This is a genomic window from Saccharopolyspora pogona, from assembly GCF_014697215.1.
Lineage (GTDB): Bacteria > Actinomycetota > Actinomycetes > Mycobacteriales > Pseudonocardiaceae > Saccharopolyspora > Saccharopolyspora hattusasensis.
This window is the reverse complement of sequence record NZ_CP031142.1, coordinates 1,504,505-1,528,643: the sequence shown is the minus strand read 5'-3', so window position 1 is coordinate 1,528,643 and position 24,139 is coordinate 1,504,505. Positions and strand designations below refer to the sequence as shown.

Genomic DNA, 24,139 nt, shown 5'->3' with positions numbered 1-24,139 from the left:
CCCATCACTGGAGCCGCCTATGTCAGCGCCCGAGAAAACCACTCCCCCACCCGCCCAGCTCCGCCGCATCGGCGGCCTCTTCCGCCCACACCGGAGCATGCTCCTGATCGTCGCGCTGCTGGTCGCCGCGTCGTCCCTGGTCTCCGTCGCGGCGCCGTTCCTGCTGCGCGAGGTCCTCGACGTCGCCATCCCGCGGCAACGGCTCGGCCTGCTGACCGCACTGGTGCTCGGCATGATCGGCGTGGCCGTCGCGACCAGCGTGTTCAACGTCGCGCAGACGTACCTGTCCACCAAGGTCGGGCAGAGCGTGATGCACGGACTGCGTTCCACGGTCTACGCCCGACTGCAACGCATGTCGCTGGCGTTCTTCACCCGCACCCGCACCGGCGAGATCCAATCCCGCATCGCCAACGACATCGGCGGCATGCAGGCCACCGTCACGTCCACCGCCACCTCGCTGGTCTCCAACCTCACCACCGTGGTGGCCACCGTGATCGCGATGGTCGCGTTGGACTGGCGGCTGACGATCGCGTCGGTGGCCCTAATGCCGGTGTTCGTGTGGGTCAGCCGCCGGATCGGCCGGGAACGCAAGAGGATCACCGCGAAGCGGCAGCGTCAACTCGCATCGATGTCCGCCGGCGTTCAGGAATCTCTTTCCGTCAGCGGAATCCTGTTGGGTCGCACAATGGGCCGGGCGCGATCGCTCACCGATGCTTTCGCCGCCGAGTCGGCCGAGCTGGCCCGGCTCGAAGTCAGTTCCAGCATGGCGGGCCGGTGGCGGATGTCGAGCATCCAGATCGTGATGACCGCGCTGCCCGCGCTGATTTACTGGGCGGCCGGCGTCACCAGCACCTTCGGCGTCCCGCTGATCACCTTGGGCACGCTGGTCGCCTTCGTAACCTTGCAGCAGGCCCTGTTCCGGCCGACGCTGTCACTGCTGTCCACTGGTGTGGACGTGCAGAGCTCGCTGGCGCTGTTCGGCCGCATCTTCGAATACCTCGACCTGCCGATCGACATCGACGAACCGGAACGACCGGAGCGGCTGTCGCCGATCGAGGGCGAAGTGCGGTTCGCGGACGTGTCGTTCGCCTACTCTCCTGAGAGCACCGACGGAACCCTCACCGGAATCGACGTGACCGTGCCGGCCGGCACCAGCCTCGCCGTGATCGGCGAAACCGGGTCCGGAAAAACAACGCTCAGCTACCTGGTGCCGCGCCTCTACGACGTCACCGACGGGCAGGTGCGCATCGACGGTGTCGACGTGCGAGAGCTCGGCTTCGACACGCTCGCCGCCGCGGTCGGCGTCGTCTCCCAGGAGCCTTACCTGCTGCACGCCTCGGTGGCCGAGAACCTACGCTTCGCCAAGCCCGACGCCACCAACGAACAACTGGTCGCCGCGGCGAAGGCAGCGCAGATCCACGACCACATCGCAGAGCTGCCGGACGGCTACGACACCTTGGTCGGCGAGCGCGGATACAGGTTCTCCGGCGGGGAGAAGCAGCGGCTCGCGATCGCCCGCACGATCCTGCGCGATCCGCCGATCCTGATCCTCGACGAGGCCACCAGCGCCTTGGACACCCAGACCGAACGCGCGGTGCAGCAAGCTCTCGACGAGCTGTCCTCGGGCCGGACCACGATCACGATCGCGCACCGGTTGTCAACCGTGCGCCACGCGGACCAGATCGTGGTGCTCGACGGCGGCCAGATCGTGGAGCGCGGCACGCACGACGAACTGCTGGCCGCCGACGGCCGCTACGCGGCACTGGTCCGACGCGACGACCAACTCCCATCCGCCGCGTTAACACCTGACCGGAGTCCTGTTCGGACGCACGCGGACGTCCGCATTCACCGATCATTCCAGCCCGATTCACTTGAAGTTCAAGGTTCACCTCTTCTCCGATTTGACAGGTTTTTCGGCTCTTCTGCTTCTTCCGTGGGTTAGGCGTGTCCGGGGATTGACGCATCTACCGAGACATGACGGCCGGGTGAATGGCGTGAATCCACGCACGTTTTACCGGCACCGCAAGCGGATTCAGGAAGAGGGCGAGTGGAAGCCGCGGTCGCGGCGGCCGAAGACGAGTCCGAACGCCACGCCGCCGGAGATCGTCGAACACATCGTGCGGCTGCGGGCCGAACTGGCGCCCGACGCCGGTGCCGACAACATCGGTCGTGAGTGGCAATGCCGGTTCTTACCGGTGTCATGTCTCGGTAGATGTGTCAAGGGTTTGTCTTGGGTGTTCTGTCACGGATGGTGGGGTGGTTGTTAGGCGGCGGGGGTGATTTTTCCTTGGTATTTCTTGGTTTCGTTGAGGGTGAGGGTTCCGAGGGTGTCGCCGTCGGGGTTGTAGGCGGTGACGTGGCCGCCGTTGCGGTGGTGGACGAGAACACGCCGGTCAGCGACTCGCCGGTGATCTCCGGGCCAACCCACAGGTCCACGACGTGTTCGCCCGCGACGTAGGAGACCAGCTGGGCCGCGTAGTCGCCGCCCTCGGCCGCCGCCACAGTTGCGCTGTCGTCGCTGAACCGCGCCATGACGATCCGCGCCCAGCTCAAGCAGGCGAATTCCTCCCGCACGGACTCGAATCCGGCGGCGACGGTGCCCTGCGGCGTGCTCTCGTTCGACATCGGCAGTCCATCGACTCGATCTGGTTCCCACGAGATCAAGCTTCGCGGACGTCGGGAAATTCCCGGCACATCGGACCGGTTCGCGGGCGTCGCCGCCGGTTCTGCGCCGCCCGCGGGTCCGGCGTCAGCGCAGCTCGGCGATGGCCTCGACCATGTGTTTCAGCGCCGCCTCGACCTCGGCGTAGCCGCGGGTCTTCAGCCCGCAGTCGGGGTTGACCCACAACCGCTCCGCCGGAACGGCCGCGAGCGCGGCCCGCAACAGATCCACGACCTCGGCGGTCTCGGGCACGCGCGGCGAGTGGATGTCGTAAACGCCGGGCCCGACGCCGCGACCGAAGCCGACCGCGTTGAGGTCTTCCAGCACCTCCATCCGCGAGCGGGCGGCCTCGATGCTGGTGACGTCGGCGTCCAGCGCCACGATCGCGTTGATCACGTCGCCGAACTCCGAGTAGCACAGGTGGGTGTGGATCTGGGTGGACTCGGCGACGCCGCAGGTAGCCAGCCGGAACGACGTCACCGCCCAGGCCAGGTAGTCCGCGTGCTGTGCCGAGCGCAGCGGCAGCAGTTCACGCAAGGCGGGCTCGTCGACCTGGACGACCCGGATGCCGGCGGCTTCCAGGTCGTACACCTCGTCCCGGATGGCCAGCGCGACCTGCTTCGCGGTGTCCGCCAGCGGCTGGTCGTCGCGGACGAACGACCACGCCAGGATCGTCACCGGGCCGGTGAGCATGCCCTTGACCGGTTTCTCGGTCAACCGCTGGGCGTAACTGGTCCACTCGACCGTGATCGGTTTCGGGCGGGCAACGTCGCCGAACAGGATCGGCGGCCGCACGCACCGCGATCCGTACGACTGCACCCAGCCGTTGTCGGTGCTGGCGAAGCCGTTCAGGTTCTCGGCGAAATACTGCACCATGTCGTTGCGCTCGGGTTCGCCGTGCACCAGGACGTCGAGCCCGATCTCCTCCTGCAGCCGGATGACGCGCTCGATCTCGTCCCGCATCCGCTGCCGGTAGGTCGCCTGGTCGATGCGGCCGGAGCGCAACGCGGCGCGCGCCTTGCGGACGTCCGTGGTCTGCGGGAACGAACCGATCGTCGTGGTCGGCAATGCGGGCAGGCGCAAGGACTTCTGCTGGGCGGCGCGCCTCGCCTCGTAGTCGCTGCGCTGCGAGTACTCGGGCCGCAGAGCCTGCAGCCGCGCCCGGACGCGGTGGTTGCGGACCCGGTCCGCGCTGGCGCGGTCGGCAATCGCGGCTCGTGCCTCGGCCAGCTCACCGGCCACCGCGTCGCGGCCCTCGCTCAACGCACGGCCGAGGACGACCACCTCGCGAACCTTCTGCGCGGCGAACGCCAACCAGGACTTCACCTGCGGATCTATGTCGGCTTCCGCCGCGACGTCGTACGGCACGTGGAGCAACGAGCACGACGTGCTGACCGCTACCTCGTCCGCCGAGCCGAGCAGCGTGGCTGCGGTCGCAAGCGCCTTGTCCAGATCGGTGCGCCAGACGTTGCGCCCGTCGACGAGCCCGGCGACCAGGGTTTTACCGCTCAGGCCCCGAACCGTCGACAGTTCATCCACTGTGGACTTCCCGGCGACGAGATCGACGGCGAGCGCCTCGACCGGGCTGGACGCCAGCGCGCCCAGAGCCTCGCCGAGATCACCGAAGTAGCCCGCGACCAGTAGGTTCGGGCGCTCCTCCAGTTCACCGAGCCGCTGGTACGCGGCGCGCAGCGCATCGAGCTCGTCCGGCGTGCGGTCCGCGGCGAACGCTGGCTCGTCCAGCTGCACCCACTCCACACCGGCCCGGCGCAGTTCGCCCAGCAGCTCCGCGTAAGCATCGACCAGCCCGTCGAGCTGATCCAGCGGCCGGAACGACTCGGGGGCTCCGTCGGCGGGTTTGGCCAGCAGCAGGAAGGTGAGCGGGCCGACCAGCACCGGTCGGGTGGTCACGCCCTCCGCCGCGGCCTCCCGGTACTGCTCCACCGGCGTGCGGTCGGCCAGCGAGAACCGCGTGTCCGGACCGATCTCGGGCACCAGGTAGTGGTAGTTGGTGTCAAACCACTTCGTCATCTCCAGCGGCGGCGCGGATTCCACCCCGCGCGCCATCGCGAAGTAGGTGTCCAACGGCCCCAGCCCGAGCCCGGCGAAGCGCGGCGGGACCGCGCCGAAGGTGACCGCGGTGTCCAACACCTGGTCGTAGAACGAGAACGTGTTGCCCGGCACCGAATCCAGGCCCGCGTCCCGCAGCGCGCGCCACGCGTCGACGCGCAGTTCCCGCGCGACCGCGCGCAGTTCCGCCTCGTCGATGCGGGACGACCAGTAGCGCTCCAACGCGCGCTTGAGTTCCCGGTTGGGGCCGATCCTGGGATAGCCGAGTACGGTAGATCCGATCTTGCTGGTCAACGCCCTCTCCTCGCGAGCTCGACGACGGATGCCCCGAGGTCTGGGAAGGCGCAGGCGAACCGGCAACGCCGCGCGGCGCGAACCGGTCGTCCGCCAGGTCCTCCCGCGAGACCCCGGACCGCGCGCACCACCGGGTGCGCGCACCGGTGGCAGGTCTTCGGACTCGCGGGCACGTCCCGGCCGACGCCGGGGTTCCTACTGGCCGTCACTTCCCAGGCACACATGCCCAGTGCTGTGCCCGGTCTCGGACCGGGGACGGCGTTCGTTCCCACTCACCGCTGCGGGGCAGTCCCGGATTCGCACCGGATTCCCTCTTGCCTCGCCCGCCCGCAGCCGCGACTCCCGTCGCGATCCGGGGTGGACGAACCACCAGCACAACGGAGGCTACCGACTGGGAAGCCGTTGGCAAGGGCCCGGGGCGTGCGCGGACCGTGCCGGACGGCCACCGCGCATCCGGTGACTTCCGTGGTGAACACGCCCTTCCGGCTCACCCTCACGCCATCGGTGAGAGGCTCGTCACGTGGGGTCGCGACGCCCGAGCCGCGGGGCCGGCGCGGCGCGTGACCGGCGGGGCCACCGGGCGGGTGACGATCGCGGCGTGGGCCGGATCCGCATCTCACGTTCCGACGGGCCGGGCCGTCTACAAGGAGTGAAAGTGAAACCGTTCGAGCAGATCGTTGACGAGTACGGCCCGATGGTGCTGCGGGTGTGCCGGGCCGTGCTCGGACCGGCCGACGCCGAGGACGCCTGGTCCGAGACGTTCCTGGCCGCGCTGCGCGCCTACCCGGAGCTCGCCGAGGACGCGAACGTGGAGGCCTGGCTGGTCACGATCGCCCACCGCAAGGCAGTCGACGCCACCCGGGCGACGGCACGCCGACCGGTGATGGTCGAGCGCGTACCTGAGCGGCCCAGCACCACGGGCCGCCCGGAGGACTGGGACGGAGACCTGTGGGCTGCGCTGAGCGCGCTGCCGACCAAGCAGCGCATGGCGGTGGCCTACCACTACCTGGCCGACCTGCCCTACGCCGAGATCGCCGCGATCCTCGGCGGCAGCAGGGATGCCGCCCGCCGGGCCGCGGCGGACGGCATAAAGACACTGCGCACGACGTACAGACATGCCACGAGCGTGGGAGGGGAAGCGCGATGATGACGATCCACGAAAACGACGACAGGAACCTGTTCGACGCGCTCCCGGCGATCGACTTCGACGCCAGCAAGCGGCTGCACATCGAGCTGGTGAGCGCGGCCCAGCGGGAAGGGCTGCTCGACGTCGCCTACCGCACGATGGACACCCCGGTCGGCGAGCTGCTGCTGGCCGGTACCGAACGCGGCCTGGTGCGGGTCGCCTTCGCCGGCCAGGGGCACGACAAAGTCCTGGCGTCGCTGGCCGCGACGATCAGCCCACGCATCCTGCGGGCACCGGACCGGTTGGACGAGGTCGCCCGGCAGATCGAGCAGTACTTCTCCGGGCGGCGACGCACCTTCGACCTGCCGCTGGACTGGCGCCTCTCGCGCGGGTTCCGGCTCAACGTGCTGTCGCACCTGCCCGACATCGCCTACGGCCGAACCGCCAGCTACGCCGAGGTCGCCGCGGTCGCAGGGAGCCCGAGGGCGGTGCGCGCGGTGGGTACCGCGTGCGCGACGAACCCGCTGCCGGTCGTGGTGCCGTGCCACCGCGTCGTGCGCTCGGACGGCACTTCGGGCGGATACGTCGGCGGCGTGGAGGCCAAAGCAACCCTGCTGAACCTGGAGGCAGCATGAGCACGCCCAAGGCGGACCGGTTCGCGAAGCGGGTCGCCGGCGCGGACTGGGACGCGGTCGCGGCGGAGGTCAACGACTACGGCTGCGCGCTGCTGCCGCAGTTGCTGACCGCCGCCGAGTGCGAGCGGATCGCGGCCCTGTGGGACGAGCCGGAGCACTTCCGCGCCACGATCAACCTGCGCCGCCACCGATTCGGCGACAACGGCGATTACCACTACTTCACCGCGCCGTTCCCGGAACCGGTGGAGAAACTGCGGCAGGCCCTGTACCCACGCCTGCTGCCGATCGCCCGGGACTGGTACGAAAAGCTCTGCCGGGAAGCGGAATGGCCGGACACCCTCGACGAGTGGCTGGACATCTGCCACCGAGGCGGGCAGGCCCGCCCCACGCCCATCCTGCTGCGCTACGAAACGGGTGGCTGGAACGCGTTGCACCGCGATCTGTACGGCGACAAGGTGTTCCCGCTGCAGGTCGTGATCAACCTCAACAGCCCGGGGACCGACCACACCGGAGGCGAGTTCATGCTGGTGGAGCAGCGCCCCCGCGCCCAGTCCCGGGGCACCGCAACGTTGATCCCGCAGGGGCACGGCCTGGTGTTCACCACTCGCGACCGGCCGGTGCGCTCGGCGCGCGGCTGGTCCGCGTCTCCGGTGCGGCATGGGGTCTCGCCGGTGCGTTCCGGACGGCGCCACACGCTGGGGCTGGTCTTCCACGACGCGGCCTGATGACCTACACGCTGCTCGGGGCCGACGGGCGACCGTACGAAAGCGCCGTGCCAGGTCGCCTCGGCGGATACCGGCGCGGCAGGATCTACGGGCGGCTCGACTGCCCGTCCGCGCTGCGCGCGATCGCCGACGGAGGCTACATGGCGCACCGGGTGTTCTTCGCGGACGAGGCCACCGCACGTGCGGCCGGCTACCGGCCCTGCGCGGTGTGCCTGCCCGATCGGTACCGGGAGTGGAAGAACGGTTGAGGACTGCTTCTATGATGCGACGAACCCACTCGCCGCTGGCCCGTGAAACAAGGACGGAGGACGGAATTCCGCCGCCGCACAGCGAAATCGAGCTGGAGACGGTGGTCCAACTGCTCGCCGAGCTGCGTCCGCGAGCGGCTTCGATCGTGATCGGCTCGTCCCGCGACGCCCCGTCGCGGGACACCGCCGACGCCATCGCCCAGGCCTGGGTGCAGCGGGGCGGACACATGCTCGACGTCGTCGACTGGCCCGAGCGGGCCGCGTCGTGGCTGCGGCAGGCACGCCGCTTCGCCGCGCAGGACCCGGACGCGTGGGTGGTAACCGGACAGGTTTCCGGCTGGGTGCAGATGGGACGGCGGCTCGTGCACTCCACCGATTGGAACCCGGCCCGCACGATCGGCACCGCCTCCCTCGCCACCGAGGACCTGATCGCCCTCGGCGGAGTGGGAACCTTCGACGGGCTGCGTGGCGCAACCCGTGACGGCGGCACCTGGGAAGTGGTCCGCACCATCCTCCTGCACCGCACCGATTCGGCCCCTTGAGCACTTTCTGCTGGTATAACCCAAAAGCACGTGCGGCCAGGTACCGGTCGCACACCACGAGAACCCGAGGAGAACGAGACATTGAGTCCCGCAGCGGCAGACACCACGACCGACGCCGGGGTCGTGATCGGCGAGGACGGGTTGGCGCGTCCGCCGTGGGCGGCCCGCGATCCCCTGCTGCGCGAGTACTACGACACCGAATGGGGCATGCCCGTACGCGGCGAACAGGCCCTTTTCGAGCGGATCAGCCTGGAAGGCTTCCAGGCCGGGCTCTCCTGGGCGACCATCCTGCGCAAACGCCCCTCCTTCCGCGAAGCGTTCGACCACTTCGATCCGGACGCCATCGCGGCCTACACCGACGAAGATGTCGCGCGCCTGCTCGACAACTCAGGAATCGTGCGCAACAAAGCCAAGATCCGCGCAGCCATCACCAACGCTCGCGCGACCACCGAGCTGCGCGCCGAGGACGGTCTGGAAGCATTCGTCTGGTCGTTCAAACCGGACACCACGCCACGCCCGCGGACGATCGCAGAGATCCCCACCACGTCACCGGAATCCGTGGCGCTGTCAAAAGCACTGCGGCGCAAGGGATTCGCATTCGTCGGCCCGACGACCATGTTCGCGCTCATGGAGGCGATCGGCATGGTCGACACGCACCTCGTCGACAGCCACCGCCGCGGCACCTCCGGTATCTGGCCGCATCCGTGACCGGGCGGTGATGCCGCCGGAAGTGGCCTTGGATGCAGGCGCTGCAACCGTTGATCCGGCTGGCGCGCAGCCCGATCGACTCCGGGACCGCCGTGGCACACCACCGACGTCGGCGGCCTTCGACAGGTGGCTGCCCTTCATGGCGTCCGGGAGCACAACGGCCGGGTTCTTCACCCTCAGTTGCCTGATCGCTGCCCTCCAGGAAGCGTCGGCAGCGTAGGCGTGTCACATCGGCCGAGTCCGGCGGGTCACTCCTTCGACACGACGCAACGGAGGGCTGCGACCGATGGACGAGAAGGATTTTCTGGCGGGCCGATTCGAGGCCCACCGCGACCACCTGCGGGCGGTGGCCTACCGGATGCTCGGCTCGCTGAGCGAGGCCGACGACGCGGTCCAGGAGGCCTGGCTCAGGCTCAGCCGCTCCGACACCGTTGAGATCGAGAACCTTGGCGGCTGGCTCACCACGGTCGTCGGCCGGGTGTGCCTGAACATGCTCCGCGCGCGAACCGCCCGCCGCGAGGAGCCGCTGGACACGCACGTGCCCGACCCGGTCATCAGCAGCCCGGACAACATCACCCCGGAGCACGAGGCGCTGATGGCCGACTCGATCGGCCTCGCACTGCTGGTGGTGCTCGAAACCCTCACGCCCGCCGAACGGCTCGCCTTCGTGCTGCACGACATGTTCGCGGTGCTTTTCGACGAGATCGCCCCCATCGTCGGGCGTACCTCGCCCGCGACCCGCCAACTCGCTAGCCGGGCCCGCCGGCGGGTGCAGGGCGCGGCTCCGGCCCCGGACGCAGATCTGGCCCAGCAGCGCGAAGTCGTAGACGCCTTCCTCACGGCCGCGCGCGCCGGGGATTTCGATGCTCTCCTCGCGGTCCTCGACCCAGACGTCGTGGTGCGCACCGACGGCGGCTCGCTGCGCCCGAGCACCACTCGGCGCGGTGCGAAGGCGGTGACGGGGGGCGCGATCATCTTCTCGCAGATCGCCGAGCTGACCCGACCCGCGATCGTCAACGGCGCCCCCGGGGCGGTTGCGATCTCGGAAGACCGACCGATCTCGCTCGCGGCGTTCACGGTCGCCCGCGGAAAGGTCGTGGCGCTCGACATCCTCGCCGACCCGGACCGCCTCCGCGACCTCGACCTGACGTTCCTCGACGACTGAATGCAAGGTGCACCAAGGCCCAACATCCCCCATCCCGGACGGACTCCGAGCACGATCTTCCTTACCGGCTCTTGACGATCCATTGACCTCCAGTTTGGTCGAGCTTCTAGCTTCTCGGTTGAACCGAGGACTGCCGAGGAGACGAACCATGTCCGAGACCGCGCCCCGGGCGGGGTCTCGCGAGTGGGTGGGGTTGGTCGTACTCAGCCTGCCCACGCTGGTCATCGCGCTGGACTTCACCGCGCTGCACCTGGCCGCACCGAAGCTGAGCGCCGACCTACAGCCCACGAGCACGCAGCTGCTCTGGATCGTCGACGTCTACGGCTTCATGATCGCGGGACTGCTGATCGCGATGGGCATTCTCGGCGACCGGATCGGCCGCCGAAAGCTGCTGCTCACCGGCGGGGCGGCCTTCGTCGCTGCCTCGCTGCTGGCCGCGTTCGCCACCAGCGCGGAGATGCTGATCGTGGCCCGTGCGCTGCTCGGGATCACCGGGGCCGCGCTGCTGCCTCCGACGCTTTCGCTGATCAGCAATGCGCTGGGCATGTAGAAGGAGGTGACGCCAGCGACCAACCCGATCAGCCCAGCTCCGACGCCGAACCAGCCCAACCACGGCGCCGGCAGCTCGCCGCGCAGCATGGCCGCCCCGGCGGTCGCCGCGAACAGGGCGACCAGCAGTCCGAGGCCGCCGAGCGACAGCCGGTGCAGTTCGGCGAGCACGAACACACCGAATGACTCGCGCTGGTCACGCTCCGGCTCAGCGAAACCAGCGTCGTGACCGGCAGCGTGCTCAGCATAGTCACCGTTGCGAGGCTGACGCCCGCGGCGAAGACCACCCGCGGAAAGCTTCCGCACCGCCTTCCGCAAATTGCAACAGGTGGCGAAGGTGACCCACGAACCACAGGAACACCACGGCGGCAACTGTCATGAGCAACGCCGCCAGCAACACGGTCGAGCGGTGCGCGGCAACGTAGAAAAAGGTCATGACCGCCTCGTCGCTGGGCGGCGGCGAGGGATTGAGGAGCACGCTGACCAGTAACAACACGGCGGCGACCTGCCCGCTGACCGCACCCGCCCGCCCGCCCCCCATGACCGCTCGTTCATCACAGCCCCCTCCGCGTCCGCGGTGCGGAAAGCACCGCCCGGTACGCCCGGGTACCCAGGGTTCGGGCAGCGGCGAGCCGCCGCGGCCACCAGCGAACCCTGTTAGCTTGCTCCACTGTGGACGCGACGAGTCGGGTCAGCTCAGGCCGAAGCGGTCCGCCCAGGTAGTGACGTCCGCGGTCGTCGCATTTCCGCCGCAGACCACCAGGCCGAGATTTGCCTCGGCCCCGACCTCCGCCAGCACGCGCCGGGCGGCCGGGAGGAGGCATCCTGCTGCGGGCTCGGCCCAGACCTTCGCGTGGTTGGCGAGATCGAGGGTCCCCTGCACCGCTTCGGCGTCGGACACCACCAGGACATCGGTGACCAATGTGGACACGTGGTCGTAGGTCAGCTGCGAGACCGCCGGGGCGCTGAGCGTGGACACCACCGACGACAGCTCGACCGGCACCGGACCGCCGGCTGCCAGCGCCTCGGACATGGCATGCGCACCGCGGGTTTCCACCCCCAGATCCGCACATCGGGGCGTCGCGCGCGCAGCGCCGCTGCGACGCCGGCGATCAGACCGCCGCCACCGATGCTCACCAGCACATCGGTGACGTCATCCGCGTCGTCGGCGAACTCCAGGCCGACCGTGCCCTGACCTGCGATGACAACTGGATCGTCGAACGGGTGCACGAGGGTGAGCCCGCTGGCCTGCAACTCCGTCATCAGCGCGAACGCCGTAGCCATGTCGTCGGTGACTCGAACGGAGGCACCGGCCGCCTCAGCGACCTCGACGGCGCGAGCCGGCGCCGAGCGCGGCATGACGACGGTCGCCTTGATCTCCAACGTACCGGCCATGACCGCGAGGGCGATCCCGTGGTTCCCGCCGCTCACCGCGACGACCCCGGCCGCGCGCTCGGCTTCGCTCAGCGCCTTTAGCTTCGCCGTCGCCCCGCGCACCTTGAAGGAGCCGGTGCGCTGCAGCAGTTCCAGCTTCGCGGTGACCGGCGCCCCGAGCAGCTCGGTGAGGCCCGGGCTGGGCACCGTCGGAGTCCGCACGACGTGTCCTGCGATGCTCTCCGCCGCTGCCTCGATGTTCCCGATGCCGACCAACCCGCTTGCCTCAGTAGCAGTCACATCTGCACGTTAGACGACCGCTCACATCGGCTGCCGGAGGCTGCGCATTGCGAGGAAATCACTCGTTCCCCAGTAGGTCGGTGATTTACAGTCGCGCCATGGCGGCCGACCCCAAGCAGGCGGTGGAGACGGGATACGACCGCATCTCGCATCGCTACCGCGAGCTGCGACGCCTCTCCGGCGGGCAGCAGAAGCGGCTCGCTTTGGAGGCACTGCTGCGCGGACCGGACGAGGTGCTGCTCTCGACGAGCCGGACAACTACTTCGAGCCGGACAACTACTTCGACATTCCCAGCAAGCTGTGACTGGAGGCGCAGATCCGGGAAACGCCGAAGACCGTCCTGTTCGTCACGCACGACCGCGAGCTGCTGCACCGGACCGCGAATCGCATCGTGCCGGTGGAGCTGGGCGCGGCGGGCAACCGGCTCTGGGTCCACGGCGGCGGATTCGGCAGCTACGACCAGGCCCGCCAGGGCCGGATGTCCGGTTGGACGAGCTCCGCCGCCGGTGGGACGCAGGACCGGGCGAAGCTCACGCGACTGGTCATCGACCTCAAGGTGAAGGCGACATACAACGACGGCATGGCCGCGCGCTACCAGGCGGCGCGAACGCGACTGCGCAAGTTCGAGGAAGCCGGTCCGCCAGAAGCGGTTCCGCGTGAGCAGCGGGTGCAGGTGCGCTTGCCAGGTGGCTGTCCGCCGATGTCAGTCCGCAACGACGGCGTCGCCGAGTTGCGTGCCGAACACGGCGGCGCACCCTGGAACTGGCCGGTACGCAATTCGAGCCGGTGCCGGAAATCCCGCAGCAGATCCACATCGGGAAAGGTGATCGGATATGGCGAACGAACTGCGCGGCCGCCGGGTGGCCATCCTCGCCGCCGACGGTGTCGAGCAGGTCGAACTCGAACAGCCGCGCCAAGCCGTGGAGCAGGCCGGCGCCGAGGCCGAGCTGGTTTCGGTGCACGCCGGCCAGATCCAGGCGATGAACCACGACATCAACCCGGGCGACCGGTTCACCGTCGACCGGGAGATCTCCGAGGCCTCGGCCGACGACTACGACGCGTTGATCCTGCCCGGCGGCACGATCAACCCGGACAACCTCCGGCGCGACGCACGCGCGGTGGAGTTCGTCCGGAGCTTCGTGAACTCGGGCAAGCCGGTCGGCGCGATCTGCCACGGGCCCTGGACGCTCGTGGAGGCCGACGTAGTGCGGGACCGCAAGCTGACGTCGTTCCACAGCATCCGCACCGACATCCGCAACGCCGGCGGCGAGGTCGTCGACGAGGAGGTCGTGGTCGACCACGGGCTGGTGACCAGCCGCAGCCCGCGCGACCTGCCCGCGTTCAACAACAAGATCGTCGAAACCTTCGCCCAGGGCACCTGATCGCTGCCGTTCCGACGAACTGCGGCGCCCGCAGGTGCTTCTGGCGCGAAGCAGCCGCGGGCGCCGGCAGACGGATCAGTCGTGCACGATCACGCCGCGGATGTTCTTGCCGTCGCGCAGGTCCTGGTAGCCCTCGTTGACCTGCTCCAGCGTGTAGCGCGCCGTGATCAGCTCGTCGAGCTTGAGCATCCCGGCGTCGTAGAGGCGCAGCAGCCGCACGATGTCGTACTGCGGGTTGGACGAGCCGAAGAGCGTGCCCTTGATGGTCTTCTCGTTCAACGTCAGGTCCGCGCCGGAGACGTGCACCGTGAGCTTCGCCGGATCGGCGAGGCCGGTGATGACGACGGTGCCGCCCTTGCCGATCGCCGCGGTCGCCTTCGACACCACGGTCTCGTCGACCGTCCCGACCAGGATCAGCGCCGCATCCGCGCCCTGACCCCAGGTCAGCTCGGTGACCTTCGCCTGGGCCTCGTCGGCATCCGCGAACGCGTGCGTGGCGCCGAACTTCAACGCCGTTTCCCGCTTGAACCCCAGGGGATCGACGACGACCACGTATTTGGCCCCCGCCTGAACCGCGCCCTGCACGGCGTTGATGCCCAGCCCGCCGATGCCGTAGATGATCACGGTGTCACCGGCCCGGACGCTGCCGGCGTTGACCGCGGTGCCCCAACCGCTGGGCACCCCGCAGCCGACCACCACCGCGGTCTCCAGCGGCAGCCAATCGTCCACCTTGACCACCGAGTGCTGCGAGATCGTCGCCCGTTCGGAGAAGGTGCCCAGCATGCACATGGCACCGAAGTCCTGGCCCTCGCCGTGGAAGCGGAACGTCCCGTCGGGCATGGACCCGGCCAGAATCGTCGCGCCCATGTCGCACAGGTTCTGCCGACCGGTCGAGCAGTAGCGGCAGGTGCCGCAGTTGGGGATGAAGCTGCACACCACGTGGTCGCCGGGCTTGACCTTAGTGACACCGGGCCCCACTTCCTCGATGACCCCGGCGCCCTCGTGCCCGCCGACGATCGGATACCGGGGCGGCAGGTCGCCGTTGGTGAGGTGCAGGTCTGAGTGGCAGAGCCCGGCCGCAGTGTACTTGATCAGGACCTCGCCTGGCCCCGGGCCGTCCAGGTCCAGCTCGATGATCTCGAACGGCTTGCCCACTTCCCGCAGGACCGCTGCCTTGGTCTTCACGTCCGAATTCCTCCGATCACAGCGCCACGCTGACTGCTTTGGTCTGGGTGTAGAGGTCGATCGCGTCCGGCCCCAACTCTCGCCCCCCAACCGGACTGCTTGAAACCTCCGAAGGGAAGCGCGGTGTCGAAACCGTTGTACTGGTTGATCCAAACAGAACCCGCCTTGAGCCGCATGGCGACCCGGTGCGCCTTTGAGGTGTCCCGGGTCGAAGGTGGGCCCCGAGGCCGCGTCCCCCCATCGCCGCCGATCAGCAGTTTCTTCGAGCTCGACAGGAAATCCCGGACCGCCGTCAGCACCGGAAACTCATCCACCGCCGTCACCTGGGCTCCTCGCGTCGTTGTCCTGGACCATGGTCGCGGTCGGCGGCGGGCGTTAACTGTCCAAGTACGGAACACCTCAGCGCGGCAGCCCGAAAACGCGCATCCTGCTGTACACCGTGGTGCGGCTGATGCCCAGGCGCTGCGCCGCGTGCACCTTGTTCCCGCCGGTGGCGCGCAGGGCCTCGACGATGGCGTCGCGCTCAGCGCGTTCCCGCCCGGTCAACCTGGCGGTCCGACCGGCGTCGCGGTAACCGGCCGGGAGGTCGGCGAGGGTGATGTCGCCGGCCGTGCGGCGTTCGGCGATGCCGCGGAGCACTCCTTCGATATTGCCCCGCCAATGCTGGGCGATCAGCGCCTCGAACGCCGGAGCGCAGCTGCGTGGCCACGCCCGAACCCAGCACCAGGTCGCGGGAGACCGCCCCGGTCACGCCGGAAACCATCTCGCGCAGCACCGCGTCGTCCGACGGTTCCAGCACGTCGAGCGCAGGTGCTGTCGGCGAGCGCGACACAGAAGGTGGTGCCTTCCAGCCGGATGGCGAGTTCGTCCAGCACCGGCCCGGCGGCCCCCATGAGCCTGCTGGTGGAGTCGACCTCGGCGACGCTCAACCGGCCCATCGCGGTTTCCGGGCGAAGCCCGCTCATGCAGGTGCGCCGCCAGGACGACGCGATGTTCTGCCGGTGGTCGCCGGGTGTTCTCCGTGGCGGAGTTGGAGGATGTCCGTCGCAGGCGTGGATCGGTACCACCTGGTGAGGGCGTGTTGTATGCGCGGGTGTCCTCGCAGCGCCAGCGCCGCGAGGGTGATCTGCGTCGAGCAGCGCATCAGCGAACGCAGGTGACCGCCGTGAGCGCTATTGGGTGCTATAGCACCCACAAACACTCACGGGTGTTCTTCCGACACGCGAAGGCGGCCATCGGCAGACGTGCCACCAGCATCGGTTGCGGCGCCGGCCAGGTGTGACCCGGACACGACCAGCGGATCGTGGCGGGAGAGCTACCGGCCAGACCGCACCCGCGCTGACGGGCACCCGGGCAACACCAGCACCAAGGACAGCAGGCACACCACACCGTGTGGTGACAAGACCACGCTGGACCAAGGTGACCAACTCGTGTTGTTCCCAGAACTCCACGACCGTTCGGGAGATCACCGGATCAGCCCGGCTCCGGATGACACGACCAACAATGGCCACTCACCCTAGGAACGGTTCAGCGCTTCCTCCCAGCAGTCGGATGCGCATGCCCGGGAGACCGGACCAGCAGCTCCCGACCAAACACGCATCCGCCACGACATTGCGTTAACCAAAGTTAACGCAGGATTATCTGTGCGCCACGCCACCAAAGCAAGCGCGCGTCAAGTGTGGAAATGCGAAAATGCGGAAGTCGACGCTGCGGAACGAATGCCCCAAAAAGCTTTCGCGAACGGCGGGGTCCCGGGACAGTACCCCCATCCGGGCGTGACGGATTGCGCCGAAGGACTCTACTGTCTGCGACTACTGCTGAGCATCGCTTTTCGGGAGGCAAAGGTGGCGACCGAGCAGCTGTCCTACGACTCGGGTGTTTCCGAGGTGCCGTTGTTGGGGGAAACGATCGGCGCCAACCTCGATCGGTCGGTGGCGAAGTTCGGGGATCGGGACGCGCTGGTGGAGTGCGCCTCGGGGCGGCGGTGGACGTACCGGGAGTTCGGCGCTGCGGTGGACTCGCTGGCCGTGGGACTGCTGGATGCCGGGATCGGCAAGGGCGACCGGGTGGGGATCTGGTCGCCGAACCGGGCGGAGTGGACGCTGATCCAGTACGCCACGGCGAAGATCGGCGCGATCCTGGTCAACATCAACCCGGCGTACCGGGTGCACGAGCTGGAGTACGTGCTGAACCAGGCCGGGGTCCGGTTGCTGGTCTCCGCCCAGTCGTTCAAATCCTCCGACTACGCCGCGATGGTGGCGGAGGTCCGCCCGAAGTGCCCCGGCCTGGAGCAGGTGGTCTTCCTCGACACCCCGGAGTGGAATGCTCTCACGGCCAGCCCGGCAGATCCGGTCCGGCTGGGCGGGATCGGGCTGTCCACCGACGACCCGATCAACATCCAATACACCTCCGGCACCACCGGATTCCCCAAGGGCGCGACGCTGTCGCACCACAACATCCTCAACAACGGTTTCTTCGTCGGTGAGCTCTGCGGCTACACCGAGGACGACCGGATCTGCATCCCGGTGCCCTTCTACCACTGCTTCGGCATGGTCATGGGCAACCTCGCCGCCACCAGCCACGCCGCCGCCATGATCATCCCCGCCGCGGGCTTCGACCCCGCCGCGTCGCTGGCGGCGGTCGCGGTGGAGCGGTGCACGTCGCTGTACGGGGTACCGACGATGTTCATCGCCGAGCTCGATCACCCGGACTTCGACTCCTTCGACCTGTCGTCGCTGCGCACCGGGATCATGGCCGGCTCGCCCTGCCCGGTGGAGGTGATGAAGCAGGTCATCGACCGGATGGGCATGGCGGAGGTCTCGATCTGCTACGGCATGACCGAAACGTCGCCGGTGTCCATGCAGACCCGCGCCGACGACTCCCTGGAGCGCCGGGTTTCGACGGTCGGCCGGGTCGGGCCGCACCTGGAGGTCAAGATCATCGACCCGGCCACCGGACTGACCGTGCCGCGCGGCATGCCGGGCGAGTTCTGCACCCGCGGGTACTCGGTGATGCTCGGCTACTGGCAGCAAGACGACAAGACCGCGGAGGCCATCGACGCGGCCCGCTGGATGCACACCGGCGACCTTGCGGTGATGGACGCGGACGGCTACGTCAGCATCACCGGCCGGATCAAGGACATGGTGATCCGAGGTGGCGAGAACATCTACCCCCGCGAGATCGAGGAATTTCTCTACACCCACCCGGACATCCTCGACGCCCAGGTCATCGGGGTCCCCGACCAGCGCTACGGCGAGGAGCTGATGGCCTGGATCCGCATGCGCGAGGGCGCCGAGGCCCTGACCGCGGAGGCGCTGCGGGAGTTCTGCACCGGCAAGCTCGCGCACTACAAGATCCCCCGCTACGTCCACGTCGTGGACGAGTTCCCAATGACTGTGACTGGGAAGATCCGCAAGGTCGAAATGCGCCAGACCGCCGAAAAACTCCTCAACCTCGACGAGCAGGGATGAGCGAAGGGCAGGAGCCGGTCGTCAGTTCCAGCTGACGCATGGCTTCTGGCTCGGATCCGTCGTCGCCTCGTCGCCGGATTTCTCGCTTCAAGATCGACGGGCGCCGCCAAGGCGGCACTCGTCCGGGGGCCCACTTGGGCTACGCCTGCGGCCTGGCAGCCGACCGCGCCCCGGCAGCACTACCCACGCACGCCACGATCGTGAATTTGTCCTCAACTCTCAGCAGCCGTAACAGCCGACATACGTCGCTGTCCCGATCAGCGAGCACCCGCAGTCCGATCCCGCGCTGCAATTACGCGGCCCGCGGCTAACGGACTGGACGAAGTCATCTGCCCACGGGCAACCAGTTCCCCATGCAGTCGTATCTGAACACGCCGCCGGAACTCGCACGGCTGGACGTCGGCAGCGCCCTGCGCACCTGGACGGTGCTGACGACGGCCATAGGCCTGACGGGCTTCGCGCTGACCGCGGCGGTCTGGCCCTGCGTCTGACCCACCGGCCCGCGCACCGGTCCGGTTCGCCACCGGAAGCGCGCGCGGGCCGGATGTCGTTACTTGGTCAGGAAAATCGGATTCGTCATCGCGACCATCCGACCGGCCCGGCGAACCTCGGCGCGCGCCCAGCGCGTGTAGCGCGGGTAGGCCGTCCACCGCGTGGTGAGCGAACCTGTGGCGGACACCTCGGCGGTGTGCTCCGGCCCGACCTGGTCCAACAACCGAACGGTCGTGCCGGGCACGCCGCTGACGGTCAGCTCGAAGGTCACGGGGGTGCCGGTGTCCACCGCCAGCCGCTCACCGATGCCCGCGGTGCGGTGGCCGTCGGTAGCCGTGAAGTTCAGCTGCACGGCGGAGGATTCGGCCAACCACGAACGCCCCGCGCGCAGTCCGTCCAGCAGCGCCTCGCGCCGCAAGCTGTCCGCGAGCACCACGGTCTGCGGGCTGCCGACGGCGTGCTCCGGGTTGTGCGCATCGGAGTTGCCGATCAGCGGAATCCAGTGACCGGTGCGCAGCAGGCCGTCCCAGTGGTTGACCGCCGCTTCCTCCTCATCGGTCCAGTCCCGGTTCCACACCTCGACGAGATCCGCCAGCTCGTAGGCGAATTCGTAGGTGCAGCCGAAACAACTGGCGAACGGGTGCGCCGCGGTGACCAAGCCACCCGCCTTGTGCACCTGGTCGACGAAGCGCCGGAAGCTGCGCGGGTCGTCGGCGCGGTAGCGCCAGTCGATCCAGATGGCCGGCGGCAACCCGATGGCCGGCCAGTGCCCGGAGCGCGTGGTGACCTCTTCACCGTTGAGGATCAGCAGGTCGTCAGTGGCGTGCTCGCCCCACTGCAGCGACGCGGAGGACGTGTTGTGCTCGGTGGAGACGATGAAGTCCAGTCCGGCGGCTCGGGCGGCCGCGACCAGTTCCGCAGGCGTCTGGCGACCGTCGGAGTGCACGGTGTGCAGGTGGCTGTCCCCGCGGTACCACGCCCGGCCCCGGTCCCTCGCCGACGCGGTTTCGGGAGCCGGATTGGGGCGGGCCGGCGCACCGGGCTGACCGAACCGCAGCGTGATGTCGACCCGGTAGTTCATCCCCTGCGGCGCGACGGTGTATGGGCCGAGGATCACGTGCCAGGTGCCCGGGGTGATCGGGCCGGGCAGGTAACCCGGCGTGGCGGTGGTGGCGTTGATGGTGAAGCGGTCGCGGAACCCGCCCGACCAGCCGCGGAAGCCCCGCGCGTTGCCCAAATCGTGCCCTTCGGGCCCGAAAATACCGATGTCGCAAGCATTTCCGCGGGTGCCGGGCGGGACGGTCGGCTTGTCGTAGGAGTAGACCACCTCGATCTCGGTCACCCCGCGCGGCACCTCGACCGGGATGTAGAACCAGTCTTCGATGCTCGGCCCGAAGGCGCCGGTGACGGTGCGGGTCCGCTCCCCTGCGGCCTGCTCGGCGAAAGCCACGCCCGGCAGCAGGTTCGCCGCCGCGATGACACCTCCGGCGGCCAGGAAACCGCGTCTGCTCAGCAGATCCACCCTTGCCTCCCATGCTCGAAGTGCCACGAATCTAGCCAGGCGGACCTGACCTGGACGGGCACTTCGGATGAACCCGGTGCGGCGGGCGGAGAAACTCCGGCGAATCGAGTGGTGAGGATACGTCACTCCTCGCGGCTGAGCGCGCTCCAGCGCAACTTCTCCTGCTCGCGCTTCGGCAAGCCTGCGACGACGAGATCGTAGGAATCCTCGATCATGTCCAGCACGAGCTGATCGGGCACGGAAGCGTCCACGACGACTGTGTTCCAGTGCCGCTTGTTGAGGTGGTAGCCGGGCGTGATGGCCGGGTGTTGCACGCGCAGGTGCACCGCCAGCTCCGGTTCGCACTTGAGGCTCACCTTCAGCGGATCACCGCCCAGCCTGCTGATCGCGAAGATCTTCCCGGAGACCTTGAAAACGCTGTTCGTCTCGTCGAAGGGGAACTCTTCGCGCGTCCCGGCGAACGCGAGGCATGCGTTCTTGAGCTCCTGCGGCGTCATGCGTGCAGCGTAGTGGCCGACCCCGAGACACCCTGCCCGGTGAGGGCCGATACGAGCAATAATTTCGGTCAATACTGAATGGATAGTGACTATAAGCAATAATGGCGCGACTTGAACGCGGAACCCGCCGCAGGCGCGGCGGCGCTGCGGCGGGTTCCGGGGAGTTCGATCAGTAGCGGTAGTGGTCGGGCTTGTAGGGGCCGTCGACGTCGACACCGATGTAGGCGGCCTGCTCCTTGGAGAGCTTGGTCAGCTTCACACCCAGAGCGTCCAGGTGCAGGCGGGCCACCTTCTCGTCCAGGTGCTTGGGCAGCACATACACCTGCTTGTCGTACTCCCCCGGCTTGGTGAACAACTCGATCTGCGCGATCGTCTGGTTGGTGAAGGAGTTCGACATCACGAAGCTGGGGTGCCCGGTGGCGTTGCCCAGGTTCAGCAACCGGCCCTCCGACAACACAATGATCGAATGCCCGTCCTCGAACACGTACTCGTGGACCTGCGGCTTGATCTCCTGCTTACGGACACCGGGCGTTTTCTCCAACCCCGCCATGTCGATCTCGTTGTCGAAATGACCGATGTTGCCCACGATCGCCTGGTGCTTCATCCGCCCCATGTGCTCAGCGGTGATGATGTCGAAGTTCCCCGTCGTCGTGACGAAGATGTCAGCGATCTCCACGACATCTTCCAGCGTGGTCACCTGATAACCGTCCATCGCCGCCTGCAACGCGCAGATCGGGTCGATCTCGGTGACGATCACCCGCGCACCCTGGCCGCGCAGCGACTCCGCCGAGCCCTTACCGACGTCGCCGTAGCCGCAGACCACCGCGACCTTGCCGCCAATGAGCACATCCGTGGCACGGTTGATGCCATCGATCAGCGAGTGCCGGCACCCGTACTTGTTGTCGAACTTCGACTTCGTCACCGAGTCGTTGACGTTGATCGCCGGGAACAACAGATCCCCGGTCTTGGCCAGCTCATACAGCCGGTGCACACCGGTGGTGGTCTCCTCGGTGACACCCTTGACCTCGCCGGCGATCTTCGTGAACCGCTTGCCGTCCGCGGCGACGCTGGCGCGCAGCGTCTCCAGGATGACCTTGTACTCCTCCGGGTCATCATCTCCAGCCTGCGGCACCACCCCGGCAGCCTCGAACTCCACACCCTTGTGCACCAACAGCGTGGCATCACCACCATCATCGAGGATCATGTTCGGACCCTCACCACCACCGAACTGGAACAACTGGTCGGTGCACCACCAGTACTCCTCCAGCGACTCACCCTTCCACGCGAACACCGACACACCCGCAGGCGCCTCCGGCGTCCCGTCCGGGCCCACCACAACCGCAGCGGCGGCCTCGTCCTGGGTCGAGAAGATGTTGCACGACACCCACCGGACCTCGGCGCCCAGCGCGACCAGCGTCTCGATCAACACCGCCGTCTGCACCGTCATGTGCAACGAACCCGCAATCCGCGCACCCCTCAACGGCTGCGAGGCCGCAAACTCCTCACGCGTCGCCATCAAACCCGGCATCTCATGCTCAGCCAACCGGATCTGATGCCGCCCGGCCTCAGCCAACCCCAGATCCCGGACAGCGAACTCCAGGCCGTTGACCTTCTGCAACTCGACGCTCATGACTACCTTTCCCTTGCAGAACTATTCATTCGGACCGACCATCCAAAGTGGAACGCGCGGACCGTCCGACAACTCGTGTGCTCAGGCATGTGCGCGCCAACCGAGGTGCCCCACCAGACGGATTCGATGTGGCCCGGCTTCAATTGGACATTGAACGCGACGGACCGCTCCCGGGCCGGAATCTCAAGCCACTCATCAAAAAAGGCACCTCCCGCAGGAGGCGCCCTTACCGTGGTCCTTAAGCCGCCTGCTGAGCGTGGCGGACGAAACGTCCGTTGCAGCGCCTCTCAGCCCGCGGTGCGCCGTGCCGGCGCGTCGTGTCGGTCAAACCCGGCGTGACGACATTCTGGAACCGCCCCAGGTGTTTGTCAACACGGCTCCAGCCCACCCCAGCACATGCGCGAAAACGCACGTCAGTCCGGGTTCGACCAAGAGCCACCGAACAGTATCAGGCCACACCAGCCGCATCGCCCACGGTCACGCCCCACCAACCCCGCCACTCCCCTGCGCCACACTCGACCAGAGCACCTGCGAGCAAGCCACGGCCAGTCTCCGCTGGCCTGCGCATGTCCGCTACAGATCTCAAGAGCGCAGTGGTGCCGTGCCGTCGGTCGAAAATACGCCCCGGGCGGCGACGTGAATTCACCCTTCACGCCGATCTCCGCACGATCCGTGCACGCCCAGGGCGATGCTTCCGATGCCTGCGAGGCATTGCGCCAGTCGTCGGAGCAAGGGCCGTCGCGCTAGTCCATCAGGGCTATGTGCAGGGCAAACTTGTCAACGGCGACGAGTTCGCGACGATACTGCCCGCGTGAGCGAACTAACAGCGGAGCAGATCGCCCAGCATGCTTACGATGCCGGTTTCCGCGGCAAGGCCCTGACCACGTCGGTGGCGGTTGCTCTCGCGGAGTCCAGCGGGAACCCCCGCTCCCACAACCCCACCCCGCCGGACGACTCCTACGGTCTGTGGCAGGTCAACATGCTCGGGGACATGGGCCCGGAGCGGCGCAAGCAGTTCGGGCTCGACTCGAACAAAGACCTGTTCGATCCGGACGAGAACGCCAAAGCCGCCTACGCGATCTCCAACCACGGCAAGTCGTTCGACCCCTGGTCGACCTACACCAACGGGGCCTACAGGAAGCACCTCGACGAAGCCGAGGCGGCGGCCAAGGCGGTCACCAGCAACGGTGGCAAGACCAAGGCGCCGGAGGGCTCCCCTGGCGGTGGTGGGGGCACGCCCGGTGGCGACGGATTCAAGGTGGCCCCGGACCATCTCCTCGCCTACACCAAGGAAGCCGACGACATCGCCGAGCAGCTGGCGAACACCGGCAAGAAGACCGTGCACTCCGTGACCGGCATCGCCAAGGACAGCTTCGGCAAGGTCGGTCAGGAAACCGGCTTCTCCGCCGCCCTGGGCGATTTCAGCAAGAGCCTGGAAAAGCAGGTCGACACGACCGGGGCGAACGCGCGCAAGCTGGGCGCGGCGACGACCGAAGCCGCGAAGGCTTACCGGGACATCGACGAGGAATCCGCCAGAGAGCTCAAGAAACTCCTGACTTGACC

At 68.1% G+C, this 24,139-nt stretch carries 23 protein-coding genes, 2 pseudogenes and 1 riboswitch; of the genes and pseudogenes, 14 read left to right on the top strand and 11 right to left on the bottom strand.

Annotation, left to right across the window (positions count from 1 at the left end; translation table 11 throughout):
- The first annotated feature begins 19 nt into the window (after nucleotides 1-19).
- The gene (locus DL519_RS06615) at nucleotides 20-1,942 is read left to right on the top strand and encodes an ABC transporter ATP-binding protein (protein WP_317891352.1); all 1,923 of its coding nucleotides are present in this window, start codon (nucleotides 20-22) and stop codon (nucleotides 1,940-1,942) included.
- Nucleotides 1,943-1,985: 43 nt separating this feature from the next.
- The gene (locus DL519_RS06610) at nucleotides 1,986-2,267 is read left to right on the top strand and encodes a leucine zipper domain-containing protein (protein ID WP_317891351.1); all 282 of its coding nucleotides are present in this window, start codon (nucleotides 1,986-1,988) and stop codon (nucleotides 2,265-2,267) included.
- On the opposite strand, the gene DL519_RS45800 is transcribed toward DL519_RS06610, so the two are convergent.
- Both DL519_RS45800 and metE read right to left on the bottom strand, forming a co-directional pair.
- Nucleotides 2,218-2,625 (bottom strand): hypothetical protein, encoded by a 408-nt coding sequence (locus tag DL519_RS45800; RefSeq protein ID WP_223838514.1) that lies wholly within the window; start codon nucleotides 2,623-2,625, stop codon nucleotides 2,218-2,220. The two genes, DL519_RS06610 and DL519_RS45800, sit on opposite strands and share 50 nt — an antisense overlap.
- A gap of 124 nt (nucleotides 2,626-2,749) precedes the next feature.
- On the bottom strand, nucleotides 2,750-5,026 hold the full coding sequence (gene metE, locus DL519_RS06600; RefSeq protein WP_190813325.1) for a 5-methyltetrahydropteroyltriglutamate--homocysteine S-methyltransferase: 2,277 nt from the start codon (nucleotides 5,024-5,026) through the stop codon (nucleotides 2,750-2,752).
- Between the two features lie 131 nt (nucleotides 5,027-5,157).
- A riboswitch (cobalamin riboswitch) is annotated at nucleotides 5,158-5,412 on the bottom strand.
- 263 nt (nucleotides 5,413-5,675) lie between these two features.
- Here metE and DL519_RS06595 point away from each other — a divergent pair.
- From DL519_RS06595 to DL519_RS06560, 8 genes and pseudogenes are all read left to right on the top strand, one after another.
- Nucleotides 5,676-6,173 (top strand): RNA polymerase sigma factor, encoded by a 498-nt coding sequence (locus tag DL519_RS06595; RefSeq protein ID WP_190813324.1) that lies wholly within the window; start codon nucleotides 5,676-5,678, stop codon nucleotides 6,171-6,173.
- The gene (locus DL519_RS06590; protein ID WP_190813323.1) at nucleotides 6,170-6,787 is read left to right on the top strand and encodes a methylated-DNA--[protein]-cysteine S-methyltransferase; all 618 of its coding nucleotides are present in this window, start codon (nucleotides 6,170-6,172) and stop codon (nucleotides 6,785-6,787) included. The genes DL519_RS06595 and DL519_RS06590 overlap by 4 nt, the downstream gene beginning before the upstream one ends.
- Nucleotides 6,784-7,512: a 2OG-Fe(II) oxygenase gene (locus DL519_RS06585; RefSeq protein WP_190813322.1), complete on the top strand. Its 729-nt coding sequence runs from the start codon at nucleotides 6,784-6,786 to the stop codon at nucleotides 7,510-7,512. The genes DL519_RS06590 and DL519_RS06585 overlap by 4 nt, the downstream gene beginning before the upstream one ends.
- On the top strand, nucleotides 7,512-7,760 hold the full coding sequence (locus DL519_RS06580) for an Ada metal-binding domain-containing protein (RefSeq protein ID WP_190813321.1): 249 nt from the start codon (nucleotides 7,512-7,514) through the stop codon (nucleotides 7,758-7,760). The genes DL519_RS06585 and DL519_RS06580 overlap by 1 nt, the downstream gene beginning before the upstream one ends.
- Nucleotides 7,761-7,771: 11 nt before the next feature.
- Nucleotides 7,772-8,302: a type 1 periplasmic-binding domain-containing protein gene (locus DL519_RS06575; RefSeq protein WP_190813320.1), complete on the top strand. Its 531-nt coding sequence runs from the start codon at nucleotides 7,772-7,774 to the stop codon at nucleotides 8,300-8,302.
- Nucleotides 8,303-8,383: 81 nt separating this feature from the next.
- The gene (locus DL519_RS06570) at nucleotides 8,384-9,010 is read left to right on the top strand and encodes a DNA-3-methyladenine glycosylase I (RefSeq protein WP_190813319.1); all 627 of its coding nucleotides are present in this window, start codon (nucleotides 8,384-8,386) and stop codon (nucleotides 9,008-9,010) included.
- A gap of 286 nt (nucleotides 9,011-9,296) precedes the next feature.
- Nucleotides 9,297-10,175, top strand: a complete 879-nt coding sequence (locus DL519_RS06565) for a sigma-70 family RNA polymerase sigma factor (protein ID WP_190813318.1) — start codon at nucleotides 9,297-9,299, stop codon at nucleotides 10,173-10,175.
- Between the two features lie 148 nt (nucleotides 10,176-10,323).
- Nucleotides 10,324-10,710 (top strand): annotated as a pseudogene (locus DL519_RS06560) (MFS transporter); the annotation flags it as partial.
- Between the two features lie 264 nt (nucleotides 10,711-10,974).
- Here the strand turns inward: DL519_RS06560 and DL519_RS06555 are convergent.
- Together DL519_RS06555 and DL519_RS06550 are read right to left on the bottom strand one after the other, a co-directional pair.
- On the bottom strand, nucleotides 10,975-11,220 hold the full coding sequence (locus DL519_RS06555) for a hypothetical protein (RefSeq protein WP_190813316.1): 246 nt from the start codon (nucleotides 11,218-11,220) through the stop codon (nucleotides 10,975-10,977).
- 195 nt (nucleotides 11,221-11,415) lie between these two features.
- Nucleotides 11,416-12,305, bottom strand: a pseudogene (locus tag DL519_RS06550) (pyridoxal-phosphate dependent enzyme).
- A 926-nt stretch (nucleotides 12,306-13,231) separates the two neighbouring features.
- On the opposite strand from DL519_RS06550, the gene DL519_RS06545 reads away from it, so the two are divergent.
- Entirely contained in the window at nucleotides 13,232-13,780 is a 549-nt protein-coding gene (locus DL519_RS06545; RefSeq protein ID WP_168588952.1) for a type 1 glutamine amidotransferase domain-containing protein, read from the top strand.
- 75 nt (nucleotides 13,781-13,855) lie between these two features.
- Here DL519_RS06545 and DL519_RS06540 read toward each other — a convergent pair whose 3' ends face one another.
- From DL519_RS06540 to DL519_RS06525, 4 genes are all read right to left on the bottom strand, one after another.
- On the bottom strand, nucleotides 13,856-14,965 hold the full coding sequence (locus DL519_RS06540) for an NDMA-dependent alcohol dehydrogenase (RefSeq protein WP_190813315.1): 1,110 nt from the start codon (nucleotides 14,963-14,965) through the stop codon (nucleotides 13,856-13,858).
- Nucleotides 14,962-15,141, bottom strand: a complete 180-nt coding sequence (locus tag DL519_RS06535) for an aldehyde dehydrogenase family protein (protein WP_317891436.1) — start codon at nucleotides 15,139-15,141, stop codon at nucleotides 14,962-14,964. Before DL519_RS06535 ends, DL519_RS06540 begins: the two co-directional genes overlap by 4 nt.
- A 223-nt stretch (nucleotides 15,142-15,364) precedes the next feature.
- Nucleotides 15,365-15,604 carry a helix-turn-helix domain-containing protein gene (locus DL519_RS06530; RefSeq protein ID WP_223838513.1) on the bottom strand — a complete coding sequence of 80 codons (240 nt, stop codon included), beginning with the start codon at nucleotides 15,602-15,604 and terminating at the stop codon, nucleotides 15,365-15,367.
- Between the two features lie 32 nt (nucleotides 15,605-15,636).
- On the bottom strand, nucleotides 15,637-15,930 hold the full coding sequence (locus DL519_RS06525) for a hypothetical protein (RefSeq protein ID WP_190813314.1): 294 nt from the start codon (nucleotides 15,928-15,930) through the stop codon (nucleotides 15,637-15,639).
- An 879-nt stretch (nucleotides 15,931-16,809) separates the two neighbouring features.
- Here DL519_RS06525 and DL519_RS06520 point away from each other — a divergent pair.
- On the top strand, nucleotides 16,810-18,435 hold the full coding sequence (locus DL519_RS06520; RefSeq protein ID WP_190813313.1) for an AMP-binding protein: 1,626 nt from the start codon (nucleotides 16,810-16,812) through the stop codon (nucleotides 18,433-18,435).
- A gap of 353 nt (nucleotides 18,436-18,788) precedes the next feature.
- Nucleotides 18,789-18,926, top strand: a complete 138-nt coding sequence (locus DL519_RS06515; protein ID WP_190813312.1) for a hypothetical protein — start codon at nucleotides 18,789-18,791, stop codon at nucleotides 18,924-18,926.
- 59 nt (nucleotides 18,927-18,985) lie between these two features.
- On the opposite strand, the gene DL519_RS06510 is transcribed toward DL519_RS06515, so the two are convergent.
- The 3 genes from DL519_RS06510 to ahcY form a co-directional block, all read right to left on the bottom strand.
- A complete protein-coding gene (locus DL519_RS06510) occupies nucleotides 18,986-20,440 on the bottom strand; it encodes a CehA/McbA family metallohydrolase (protein WP_190823802.1) in 1,455 nt (484 codons plus the stop codon).
- A gap of 131 nt (nucleotides 20,441-20,571) precedes the next feature.
- On the bottom strand, nucleotides 20,572-20,946 hold the full coding sequence (locus tag DL519_RS06505) for an MmcQ/YjbR family DNA-binding protein (RefSeq protein WP_190813311.1): 375 nt from the start codon (nucleotides 20,944-20,946) through the stop codon (nucleotides 20,572-20,574).
- Between the two features lie 169 nt (nucleotides 20,947-21,115).
- The gene (gene ahcY / locus DL519_RS06500) at nucleotides 21,116-22,576 is read right to left on the bottom strand and encodes an adenosylhomocysteinase (RefSeq protein WP_190813310.1); all 1,461 of its coding nucleotides are present in this window, start codon (nucleotides 22,574-22,576) and stop codon (nucleotides 21,116-21,118) included.
- An 811-nt stretch (nucleotides 22,577-23,387) separates the two neighbouring features.
- On the opposite strand from ahcY, the gene DL519_RS06495 reads away from it, so the two are divergent.
- Nucleotides 23,388-24,137 (top strand): transglycosylase SLT domain-containing protein, encoded by a 750-nt coding sequence (locus DL519_RS06495; RefSeq protein WP_190813309.1) that lies wholly within the window; start codon nucleotides 23,388-23,390, stop codon nucleotides 24,135-24,137.
- Nucleotides 24,138-24,139: the final 2 nt, after the last annotated feature.